The 11685-nt window shown below is 47.2% G+C and carries 12 protein-coding genes and 1 pseudogene; 7 read left to right on the top strand and 6 right to left on the bottom strand.

From position 1 onward, the window contains the following. Positions 1 to 3: 3 nt before the first annotated feature. From FA91_RS15750 to FA91_RS15725, 6 genes are all read right to left on the bottom strand, one after another. The gene (locus FA91_RS15750; protein ID WP_034917146.1) at positions 4 to 1050 is read right to left on the bottom strand and encodes a hypothetical protein; all 1047 of its coding nucleotides are present in this window, start codon (positions 1048 to 1050) and stop codon (positions 4 to 6) included. A 4-nt stretch (positions 1051 to 1054) separates the two neighbouring features. After that, positions 1055 to 2395, bottom strand: coding sequence for a restriction endonuclease subunit S (locus tag FA91_RS15745; RefSeq protein ID WP_034917143.1), 1341 nt, complete (start codon positions 2393 to 2395; stop codon positions 1055 to 1057). Then, positions 2385 to 3941: a class I SAM-dependent DNA methyltransferase gene (locus tag FA91_RS15740; RefSeq protein WP_034917141.1), complete on the bottom strand. Its 1557-nt coding sequence runs from the start codon at positions 3939 to 3941 to the stop codon at positions 2385 to 2387. The genes FA91_RS15745 and FA91_RS15740 overlap by 11 nt, the downstream gene beginning before the upstream one ends. A 367-nt stretch (positions 3942 to 4308) precedes the next feature. Further along, entirely contained in the window at positions 4309 to 4884 is a 576-nt protein-coding gene (locus FA91_RS15735; protein ID WP_034917139.1) for a hypothetical protein, read from the bottom strand. Positions 4885 to 4969: 85 nt separating this feature from the next. Further along, on the bottom strand, positions 4970 to 5176 hold the full coding sequence (locus FA91_RS15730) for an AlpA family transcriptional regulator (RefSeq protein ID WP_021807839.1): 207 nt from the start codon (positions 5174 to 5176) through the stop codon (positions 4970 to 4972). Positions 5177 to 5285: 109 nt separating this feature from the next. Next, the gene (locus FA91_RS15725; protein WP_051937241.1) at positions 5286 to 5864 is read right to left on the bottom strand and encodes an inovirus-type Gp2 protein; all 579 of its coding nucleotides are present in this window, start codon (positions 5862 to 5864) and stop codon (positions 5286 to 5288) included. Positions 5865 to 6464: 600 nt separating this feature from the next. On the opposite strand from FA91_RS15725, the gene FA91_RS15720 reads away from it, so the two are divergent. From FA91_RS15720 to radC, 7 genes and pseudogenes are all read left to right on the top strand, one after another. After that, positions 6465 to 7313 carry a hypothetical protein gene (locus tag FA91_RS15720; protein WP_156103095.1) on the top strand — a complete coding sequence of 283 codons (849 nt, stop codon included), beginning with the start codon at positions 6465 to 6467 and terminating at the stop codon, positions 7311 to 7313. Between the two features lie 94 nt (positions 7314 to 7407). Next, positions 7408 to 8283 (top strand): GTPase family protein, encoded by an 876-nt coding sequence (locus FA91_RS20610; protein WP_072032316.1) that lies wholly within the window; start codon positions 7408 to 7410, stop codon positions 8281 to 8283. 212 nt (positions 8284 to 8495) lie between these two features. After that, positions 8496 to 9185, top strand: a complete 690-nt coding sequence (locus tag FA91_RS15710; RefSeq protein ID WP_034917134.1) for a WYL domain-containing protein — start codon at positions 8496 to 8498, stop codon at positions 9183 to 9185. Positions 9186 to 9208: 23 nt separating this feature from the next. Then, entirely contained in the window at positions 9209 to 9709 is a 501-nt protein-coding gene (locus FA91_RS15705) for a hypothetical protein (protein WP_231566778.1), read from the top strand. 44 nt (positions 9710 to 9753) lie between these two features. Then, positions 9754 to 10220: pseudogene (locus FA91_RS15700) on the top strand (hypothetical protein). Between the two features lie 96 nt (positions 10221 to 10316). Then, positions 10317 to 11138, top strand: coding sequence for a DUF932 domain-containing protein (locus FA91_RS15695; RefSeq protein WP_034917133.1), 822 nt, complete (start codon positions 10317 to 10319; stop codon positions 11136 to 11138). 70 nt (positions 11139 to 11208) lie between these two features. Continuing rightward, a complete protein-coding gene (radC, locus tag FA91_RS15690; RefSeq protein ID WP_034917132.1) occupies positions 11209 to 11679 on the top strand; it encodes a DNA repair protein RadC in 471 nt (156 codons plus the stop codon). The last annotated feature ends 6 nt before the right edge of the window (positions 11680 to 11685 follow it).

Here is an 11685-nt window from a genome sequence, read left to right as displayed (position 1 = left end):
TGTCTATTCCACTCCTAACCCAAACAGACTACGCAGCTCGTTTAATTCTGTTGCGAAGTTATTTCGGTCTTCTTCGTGACGTATGGCTTCGCCAATAATTTCGAATTCAAGACGTCTATCGGGAGCTTCACCTCGCGTCTTTCTGAAAATACAAAGACGAGTCGTATGGCCGACACCGTCCTCGCGAAAACAAATCATCGGGCGAAGGCCGAAAATAAGTCCGTCAGCAATCACAAGCATCTGTCCTTGCCGAAAATATTTTGCTGAGTCCAGCATTTGCTGATGACTAATTTGAATGTTCTGGATTGTTCTTGTTGAACTATGTCCTTTGAAAATTTCACATCGTAGAGTTGTTCCATCAACCTGACTTAAATATCGAACAATTTGGAGGCCTTCGAGGCCGTCAAGATCAGCAAGAACTTCCACTACATCTACATAAGCATCGTTGATCCAACTACGCGCCTGTGCTTCAGATTGTGCCGCGCTATGAGAGAAGGCATTTCTAGACTGGTTGAGTACCTTCATTGCAGCAAGTGTTGTCGTCGGCGAGATTTTTGTAACAGAGGGAGAAACACCCGCAGCACTCAACTGGTTAGTAATCCTCTCTATGTTCTCAAGCCTTTTTGCGACACTATCAGTGAACAAATCCTTAAACTTCAGCGGATCTGCGACAGGAATATTTCTATGACGACATTCAGCCACGGCTAACGCATGGAGGATATCGATTACCGACTCCCAGGTATCCCGAAGAAAGTGTAAACGTTGCAGCTCATTCTCATAACCATTTTCAAATCGGTAGAAATAGTAAGCAATCGGAGAGGGAAATTGATTGCATACAGATTCTTTTATTACTTCTTCGCGCTGTTGTGTAAAGTCCGAAAATGCCGCTTCATAAGTATCTGGACTCATTGTGAAAAGAACAAAACTTGGTCGTGGTTGATAGCCTAGAATGTCGAGTGTTCCACCCGACTGTTCTGAGTACTGCTCATCTAACCATTCGTTGTACGATGGGCAAGCCTCATAATTATTTGGATCAAGCTGAAGATTCATCTAGTCAAGCTCCGACGATGTGCTCAGTATCCGATACGCGTAACTCGCCGGAGATAAGTTTGGGCAGCAAGGTGTCGCGGAGTTGGGCAAGAGTGCGGGAATCACTTACGTTGCCTAGAATTGCATCGAACAAACCTGCAGCGTTTCGCTCGAATTGTTGAAGCAACGATTCAGGTGGAACAACTGATAGCACTGCGTCGAATGTTTGCCGAGTGATAGTCGAGAACACAGAGCCGTGTGACATTGCTTTTAGCTGCTCAACCATGCGTTTTGTAGACAAAAATACGAAGTAATTGCCTGAACCATTCTTGCCACGCAACGCGTAGCACGATTGGTTGAATGTCATATCGCACCCGGCGATAGCCAAATTGCCAACGGTGCCGCGCGCAGAAATAATGGTTGTGCCTTTGTTAATTAGCCGCGCCGAACTTTCATTCAAACCTGTTTGAGTAATCGACTTTCCTGTTTTAACAACAAACACATCGCTTGATGCAGGCGTATCCACGACTGAAAACCATGGAATGTCACCATCCCAGTATTCGCTAACCGAAGTTTTCGGTGTACCACCGCCTATAATTTCAACAACATCAGAAAAACTCCCGATCGTCCAGCCCTCCGGAATTTGCCCCAACTCAGAATCCACGAGCCGGTCGGGAAAGAGATCGTAGAGATACGCAGGTAGGTTGGGTAGCGATAGGCCGCGTTGCCAGCGACCTTCCATTTTGGCACGCACCGGTTCAAAATCCACAAACCACGCTTTGAACAAGGCGCTGACCATCCCCTCTAGCGTTTCGTTCGAGCGCCGGTTGAGCTCAATCTTGTCGTCTAACGTGCCGAGGATGTGGGCGATGGAACGTTGTTCTTCGATCGGTGGAATGCGGGTAGCAAAATTCTCGATCCTACCCGGAGAAGTGTGCTTTACGGTTGTTCCTGTGGCGGAACCGACAATCCATGAGCGATATTCATGAGTGCGCAATAGATACTCAATGAATCGTGGCGACGTAGGTATCTCGGGTTTAAATTTGAGGAGACCAACACGTTGATTGTGCAGCCAGATATTTGAGTCATTCGGAATTCTCGCAGCGTTTCCAAGTGTGTCAGATTCTTTGCTGAGGTCCGTCATTGTAACGACTATTTGCCCTGGTTTCAGAACGTAATTCTCAGGTACTGGGCCGTTATAGTATTTACGCTTTTCGTCTTGAAAACCTCCACCAATCGCAAAGTTGCCAGGTGTAACCAGAATGGTCTTCTGCGGTTCTTCGGTGAAGTATTCGCCTTTGAAAGCGAACCCGTGTATGACCTTGAATAGTCCACCAAGGGTCGTGTCTTGCCATTCACTCGCCATACCCAAGCTCCTTTAGGTTGGCCTCAATTACTACATCCAGTTTGTCCGCTGCAGCCCGCTGTTCGCGCCACTGCACGGAAAGCCTAAGCATTTTTTCCTCAAAGGGCTCGCTGTCGTCTTCCTGTTCCACTGCGCCCACGTAGCGTCCAGGTGTTAGTACATGGCCGTGCTTTTGGATTTCTTCCAGCAGGGCTGACTTGCAAAAGCCGGACACGTCTGCGTACTCGCCCGCACCTTCTTCCCCACGCCAAGCGTGATAAGTGCCAGCGATCTTTTGAATATCTTCATCGGTCAGTTCACGCCGGGTGCGATCCACCAGCACACCCAACTTGCGGGCGTCGATGAACAACATTTGTCCACGCCTGTCACGTAGGCCATTGCCGGGGTTCTTGTTGCGGGCCAAGAACCAAAGGCAGGCGGGAATCTGTGTGGAGTAAAAGAGCTGTCCCGGCAGCGACACCATGCAATCCACCGTATCGGCCTCAATCATTGCCTTCCGGATGTCGCCCTCGCCAGACTGGTTGGAGCTTATTGAACCGTTAGCCAGCACTACGCCAGCTGTACCGTTTGGCGCAAGGTGGTGGTAGATGTGCTGGAGCCAGGCGAAGTTGGCATTGCCCACGGGCGGCGCACCGTACTTCCAACGCACGTCCTCGCGCAGACGGTCACCTCCCCAGTCGGAAATATTGAATGGCGGGTTGGCGAGGATGAAATCGGCCTTGAGGTCGCGCAGTTCGTCCTTGTGGAAGCTGCCTTCATTGTTCCAGCGGATATCTGAGTCAATGCCGCGCACAGCCAAGTTCATCTTGGCCAATCGCCATGTTGTGTAGTTCGACTCCTGGCCGTAAATCGCAATGTCGCCGATGCGGCCACCGTGCTTCTGTACGAATTTCTCGGATTGCACAAACATACCGCCCGAGCCGCAGCATGGGTCGTAGACGCGGCCTGAGTAAGGTTCGAGCATTTCGACCAGGACGCGCACGACAGAACGCGGGGTGTAGAACTCGCCACCACGCTTGCCCTCGGCTCCAGCGAATTGACCAAGAAAATACTCGTACACGCGTCCGAGGATGTCCTTGGAACGGTCGCCTTCCTCGTTGAGTGTAATGTCGGAGATCAGATCTATCAGCTCACCTAACATAACTTTGTTAAGCGCTGGACGGGCATAATCCTTGGACAATACGCCTTTGAGAGACTCGTTGTCCTTTTCGATTGCACGCATCGCGTCGTCGATTAAGGTACCGATGGTGGGTAACTTGGCGTTGGCTTGCAAATGGGACCAGCGCGCTTCCTTCGGTACCCAGAATACATTGTCAGCAAGGTATTCATCTTTGTCCTCGGCTGCCTGTGCATCTTCTTCCAGCAGCGCCTTGTGCTTAGCCTCGAAAGCATCAGAAATGTATTTCAGGAAGATGAGTCCAAGTGCGACGTGTTTGTAGTCCGATGGCTCCATGTTGCCGCGAAGTTTATCGGCTGTCTTGAAGAGTTCAGCCTCGAAGCCAAGGTCTCCGCCTTTAGTATTATTCTTTGAACCATTCAGTACCATCTTGTTTGTTCCTTTTACTTAATGCTTTTACCGCGGGGCTAGAGATCCCGGGATTCTTCAACTCACATAAAATTCGGAGGAAGTCGCCGTCTATACAGACTGCAAAATTATCGCCCTGAACCGGGGAATCAGGATATCCCTATTATGTCAGTTTTATCATGATGTGGTGGGTGTTTTGCCTAAGAATATCACTGTATTGGCTTTGAATCTGCTGCTCATTTGGTTTGCTTATCCGCGTAAGTCCGACATCTCTTAAGGCACATCAATTTGGGCTGTTATGATACTTTTATCCATTTTAACAATGGGTTATGCGTCATTTATTGGTGTGGCTCATTGCGCAAGTCCAGGAAGAGGACTCGAGCCGATATTAGTCGTATGTGAAGTTCACATACTCATCCATCAAATGGGTTAACTCTGGGTTTTCTTCCTGACGCTGCAACAGCCAAAAGCAAAACTCTTCGTCATTCATTTTCTTAAGGTTCTCCAGCCAGTCATCAAGAGACGCTCCGAGCATACGGTCATACCAGAAAAGCCAAACAAGCTTATGGCGATATTCCAAGTTATTGAACTGCTGAAGCAGACTTATCAGTTTGTTGGCAAGTGAGCGTTGTTTGAGTCTGACGCACTCGCTAAGCAATACGCCTTCCAGGCCCCCGTGAGTAAAAAGTAACTGCCCGTCAGTCTCCAGGCTAAGACGTAAATCATTTTGAATACTCAGCGGCTCTGGTTTGGCTTTGTTATAGATCATTCGGTACAAGCACTGTGGCACGATCCCAGGTACAGGGCCGGTATCCGGGAAGTAAAGTGTGGACAGCGTAAGGTAATGGCTGGGATAAATATTCTGATGGCATATTCCATGCCTGACAGTCAGTTTGGTCAAGTCAGTAAGCCAGCTTTGGTAAGTTTTGAGTAAAAAATCATAGCGAGCGATTGTATCTTGCATGGGGGAATTATCCGTATGTGTTGTGTTCAAACTAGCGTCATACTGCGCTTTGGGGAGATGACGCTGATGGTTTTCAGAAAGGTGATTACTGACGAGACTGGCTGATACGCTCCTGCAACCAGGACTCTATTTCGCTTTGTAGCCAGCGGGAACTGCGCCCCAACTTGATGGGTTTCGGAAAGACACCATCTTTAATGAGCTTATAGAACCACTTATCGGTTAAGCCGGTAAGACTGGTGATAAATGCCATATCGACAAATTGGTCTTCAAGTAAGGAAGGTTTGATGGTCATGATTGAGTTCTCCGGTAGCATTTGGGTTAGCCGGAGTCGTGGTTGATGATTACTCATGCCAGCTCCAACATACCAACCGGGGGATCTGTAAAAAGTCAGTGAAGGTTGTTCAGCGTATGCGTGGTCTACCTCGGTTGCTTTTTACCGGTATCTCGCTTTTACCCGCGATGATGCCATTTTCCTTTTGCTCACATTTAGCCAGATAGCTAATCACATAACGCAAATCATCGATCTCGTCCGTATCAAAATGTCGGATAACCTTGCCAATTTTGACTTCGTAAATATCTTTAGGGACGCAAAGGTGATGACATCCATCATTATCTGTTACTTGTTTCCAAATATCCCCCATCGCTCGGGATATAGGATAATGACAGTTCTGAAACTGCCCATTTAGATAGCAAACAAAATGGACGTGCAGTCCTTTTCTCTTCGTGTACTCTATCACCCAGTAATAGCCCACAATCGGAAGGTGTTTTCCGAACTCTTTAATCAATATTAGGACTTCGTTATACATTGAATGTTTGCAGGCATGACCAAAGCTTGCTGAGCTCTTTTTATACGCAAAGTCGATCCTGAAAGGTAGTAATTTTGCAAAACGCTGGAACATCGCCTCCATATGCATATTAATATCAGTCAGCAATAGATCATCCATTTCATACTTTGGGTTGGCGTTATATGGTCTTTTCATTTTTCTTCCTCAGTAGTGATTCAAAGGAAGAGGTAGTCCTGTAATTTTTACTTGGATAAGTCGATAGGTTTATCCAGTACATGCTTATCATCTTTTAGGCATATGGGATGTGATAGGTATATGTACTTCTTTTAATAATATTAATTAACCTTAATTCCCTATCATGGCTGCTTACAGCATAACCCCTTTTTTGAGGTGATAATCGAGGATGATGGAAAATCATGCTCGACGGAGGGTACGAATTGGCGACCAAATCATAGACCGGATATGCCATCAAAAAGTAACAGTACCGCAGTTTTGCTCTCACTAACTTTTGAGCTACCCCGAATTTGTGGATATGACTGCTTTATCCTTGAACTTTCCCACCCGGATAGGCGTTTCTGTCGCTAAGGTTTTGTAATAAAATCACCAGTCAGATACCACTTCGTCCAGTGCCTACGTATCATTAAGCCATTTTGTCGTTAAATTTATTCACTTGAAATCAAGATGGATTATCTGTAAAACAAATAGATATGCAACGTTAAATCTCAGTAAATCACTAAGTGATTAAATCGTTTGGAGAGATTGAAAATGGTCCGGGTAATACGTAATGATGGTGAAATGATAAAAACCCTGGAAAATGCGCTACAGCGATACAATATTAATTGCCCATCACATGCAGGTGATAAGAATTATCGCGTCTATCTCGAACGCGTCAGAAAACACTGCCAGTCTCTTGGTCATGAGGAGCAGGAGTTAGATAACTTCTTCGCTGGGGTGGAACGCTATCAATCATTTTCCTTCCCTTCGGAAGTTGATCTTGGATGGTTTAAAAGTGATGCTCGTGCGAGCCTGTGGTTGGCATGTGAATTATATTCTGAAACGCAAGGAATGACGTTGGGAGTGGGAGTTGTTAGTATTTTGTCTCCAGACTCTTTACAGCCCGATCACCTTGTCAGAATACAGAATATCAGGAAAGTAATTCAAAGCTGGCCACTTAGAGGAACACCTACGGAGTTTATAAAATCTAAAGCAATAGAATGGGCTAGATTAATTAAGCGCGAAGATCTTTTCAGAGATTTTTCCTCCCAAGAAAATGATGTTTCTGGCTGGTTAAAAGGTTATCTAGAGAAACATATTCCGTCTTTAGGTGTGCGCGTTTGTGGTAATACCAGAGACGAAACTCTTGCATGGTGCTACGCCCTATACTTCGAATGGAAAAAGAAAAACTCAGAGTCACCTGATACTGTGAGCTTATTTAAAATTAAGTTCAAAAGTGCATGGGCGACACAAAAAAATAGATTGAAAAACAAAGTAACTAAAAAACTAAAGCCACTTAATATCTACATCTCTGAAGATATTCATCGGATGTTAAGGACATTGGCTTTGGACGAATGTATATCGAACGATAAAGTAGTTGAACATGCAATTAAGGCTGCATACGAAAATAAAAACGTAAAAAAACAATAACATTCAAAATTATTTCAGGCAGATATTATTACCGTGAATCACCCTCGAAGCCATTCTGGCTCGGGGGTTTTGTTATTATGTCTGAGGTCATTTCATGAAAAAATCAGAAGGTTTGCAGGCCATCGAAAAACCGCTGGCATCGCTCCCCTATGCCATTAGAAAACATATTCTTGACCATATTCAAAAGCTCACTCACTACGAACCGGTCATTGGCATCATGGGCAAAACAGGTGCAGGAAAATCGTCGCTCTGTAATGCGCTGTTCCAGAGTGAGGTTACCCCCGTCAGTGATGTCAACGCCTGCACCCGTGACGTACTGCGATTTCGCCTGAGAAGAGGTGAACATAGCCTGATACTGGTAGACCTGCCCGGTGTAGGCGAGAGTGAGCAACGGGATAGCGAATATGAATCTCTGTATCGCAAAGCCCTTCCTGACTTGGATCTCATTCTGTGGGTTATTAAAGCTGATGATCGTGCGTTTTCCGTGGATGAGCGTTTCTACCGTCGGATTATGTCTGACCACCACCAGCGGGTGCTTTTTGTCGTTAACCAGGCTGATAAAATCGAGCCATGCCATGAATGGTATGTCACCAGCAATGCACCATCCCCGCATCAGTTGGTGAATATCGAGGCCAGACTGGAGTCCATTCGCCAGCTGTTTTCACCGCATCATCCGGTATGTGTCGTCTCAGCGAGAACAGAATGGAATCTGCCATCAATGTTAGAAACGATGATGCGCTGCCTGCCAGACCGAGCCACCAGCCCATTGGCGACACAACTGCACGGGAGGTTATGCGATGAACCGGTAAAAAAGCAGGCTCGTGAGGGCTTTGGCAACGCAGTAAGAGAGGTGTTTGATTCTGCTGAAGCAGCATCGTTTGTTCCTGCGCCATTAAAAGCGGTTATTCGTACTGTCCGCGATGCCGTAGTATCCGTTGCCCGTGCCGTTTGGGATTGGATTTTCTTCTGAGCTGGCTTACCTGCCATTATCTTTGGGACATACCCTGTCCGTTCAGATGTTTTATAATCCGCTGAATTTCGACAGTTTTCCCTTTACGCCCCGTCACGATTGATTTCAGCAACAGTAAAAAATACGTCTTCTTGTGTCCACTCCCTGTCCTCCCCCCTCGTTAAAATAACTTTCTATTTTTCAGCTAATTATCTCACTGGAGAACCTGTTCCATGACTCAGGCTGAACGCCGTCATGACCGGCTTGCCGTCAGGCTGTCGTTAATAATCAGCCGCCTGGTGGCGGGTGAAACTCTGGATTTGCGAAAGCTGGCAACTGAATTCGGTGTGTCGGTTCGTACCCTGCGCAGGGACTTTCGGGAACGTCTGATGTATCTGGATCTGGAGTATCGCAAAGGTCAGTGTCGCTTGCTGTCCGGAGGTCGACAGAGAGAGTTGGCGGTGATGACGTTTGCTCGCCAGTCGGGGGTTGAAGCGCTGTTCCCTGATATGGACAACCATCTGGCCAGTTCTCTTTTGAGCGGGCCAGTGGAAGCTCCTTGCCTTATTTGGCCGGGAGTTGCGCAGGTGCCATCCCCAGATTCTGGCGTGTTCGTCCAACTGGTGAATGCGGTGTCTGAACACAGGAAAGTAACGCTACTGGGAAACAGTTGTCGCTGTACGGATCTTGCTCCCTACCGTCTGGTTTTGCGTGATGGTGAGTGGTACCTGACAGGCGAGCATCAGGCCCGGATAGCAGTATTTCCGCTCGCGGAAATCCGAGCTGTCACGCTCCACAACGATAGCTTTACCCTTGATACCGCCGTGCGCGACATCCTCTCCTGTCCAGATTTTCTTCAGGCATTACCTCACTTTCGGTTCATCAATGACGTGATATCAACCTTCAGAGCCGAACTACATTGACCATAACTTTCAAGAGATTAAAGATGAGTTACCTTCAAAATATTAATACGAATTTGTGCCGTGCCATATATTGCGCATCCGCTCTAATAGCTTTCACTTCAAGTTTTATGGCGAATCAGGCTCATGCGAATATCGAGAATGGCTGGTCGGGCTCTATTCAAGGAGGTATCCCGACTATCACTCGCGAGTCCAGTTCCGGTAAGCTTTTCTGGTGCAATCAACGGATGGTACTTACAAAAGCTTGTCGTATCGTTGACATCTCACCAGGCAAACGCGTTGCGATAGTAAACCAGCCTAAGCCTGAAGCGAACTGCCCCAACGGGATTTGGGGTATCGTTGACCGTGAATCAGGCATCGCCAGAACCATTGTGCCCGACGATCACAATAATGTGACGTTTGAGCAGTATTGTCGCGGTAACTTTAAGGTCGGTTTTGTTAAAACCAGCAATCCAAATGTTCTGGCTAAGATTGTGGTGTATTTCAATAACCAGCCTGTTGACTCATTGAAATACGCTACAAAATAGAATCCCTCCCAAATAGCTCAGGAAATTCATTTAAGGAGAAAATTATGCGATTATTTTACGGAATTCTGATGATATCAATTCTGACATCCGCAACAACGGCTCAGGCAATACCGAATATGTGGTCCAGTGGATTTGGTCAGGGCATAACAGAATATCTAATCACCAACCCGAAAAATGTCGTTTTTAACCTTAACTGCACCATGACCCCGGATGAGCAGAATACCCTACAGCACAATGTACTCATCGATCTACCTGACGGTACTCGCGTGGACTCACGCGATGACAAAACAACAATAACGGTTGTGACCGATGATCGACAGTTCCCATTACCTGCATCGCTGGGCTGGCGAAATGGAGACAACGCTGGATTCAGTTTATTGATGCCCTTGGTCACGCCGCAACGTTCGATGTTTATGTTAATGATAAAAAAGTAGGAAGTTTTACTCCTGGTATTAAGAATACGGCAAAAGAGCTGGATGACCTCAGCGGCTGCAGGAATACCACTGGTTAACATTCTTTCTTAACAGTCTTACCATCATCTTACAGGCCATGCCTCCTTCGGGAAGCATGGCCTTTTTGTTTTTAATTTTCCAATAAGGAAACAACTATGACCCGTTTAGCCAGCCGCTTTGGTGCTGTCAATCTTGTACGCCGCGACCGCCCGTTAACCCGCGATGAACTGGCCCACTATGTGCCTAGTGTATTCAGCGAAGAAAAGCATCAATCCCGCAGCGACCGATACACTTACATCCCAACGATAACGCTGCTTGATAACCTGCAGCGTGAGGGCTTCCAGCCATTCTTTGCGTGCCAGACTAAATTCCGAGACCAGAGCAAGCGCGAACACACCAAACACATGCTCCGCCTGCGCCGTGAAGGGCAAATCACCGGCAAGCAGGTGCCGGAAATTATTCTGCTCAACAGTCACGACGGCTCCAGCTCATACCAGATGCTACCGGGGTTATTCAGATCGGTTTGTCAAAATGGGCTGATTTGCGGTGAAAGTTTTGGTGAGGTGCGTGTGCCACATAAAGGCAACGTGGTAGAGAAAGTCATTGAAGGGGCTTACGAAGTGCTCGGGATTTTTGACCGGGTGGAAGAGAAGCGCGATGCCATGCAGTCGCTAATGTTACCGCCACCAGCACAGCAGGCGATGGCGAAAGCAGCATTAACCTATCGCTTTGGTGAAGAGCATCAGCCGGTGACGGAATCACAAATCCTATCCCCACGCCGCTGGCAGGATGAAAGTAACGACCTGTGGACCACTTATCAGCGCATTCAGGAAAACCTGATTAAAGGCGGTCTGTCTGGACGAACCACCAAAGGCAAACGTGCCCATACTCGTGCTGTAAGAGGTATCGACGGGGATGTGAAGCTTAACCGTGCTCTGTGGGTGATGGCTGAGAGTATGCTGCAGCTTGCCTCATGAACCTTTTTATTATCCCTTCCCTCAGGCCTTGCCAATAAACCGGCGAGGCTTTTTGTTTTAAGGAACAAATATGTCTGTATTTAATTTATCCCCGGTATTTCCTGCAAACGAGCAACGCGTCATTCGTCGGGCATTACGCCTGCTGGAGAAATATCAGCGTCAACCGAGTGAGCCATTTACCTCCACCAGCTTCACTAAGACCTGGCTGCAATTACAGATGGCTCATCAGGAGCGTGAAGTTTTTATCGTGATGTATCTCGACAATCAGCATTGCCTACTGGGATGCGAAACGCTATTTACCGGCACACTCAGCCATACCGAAGTTCATCCCCGCGAAGTGGTTAAATTGGCTCTGAAACACAATGCCGCTGCGGTAATTCTGGCGCATAACCATCCGTCAGGTACGACAGAGATCAGTCAGCAGGACAAACACATCACTCAGCGAATAGTGAAAGCGTTAGCACTGGTAGAAGTGCGAGTGCTGGATCATTTGGTTGTTGGGAACGAAGTGGTGTCTTTTACTGAGCAGGGTTTGCTTTAAGCGGAG

The sequence above is a fragment of the Erwinia sp. 9145 genome, assembly GCF_000745075.1.
GTDB lineage: Bacteria > Pseudomonadota > Gammaproteobacteria > Enterobacterales > Enterobacteriaceae > Erwinia > Erwinia oleae.
This window is presented reverse-complemented; position numbering and strand designations above follow the sequence as displayed.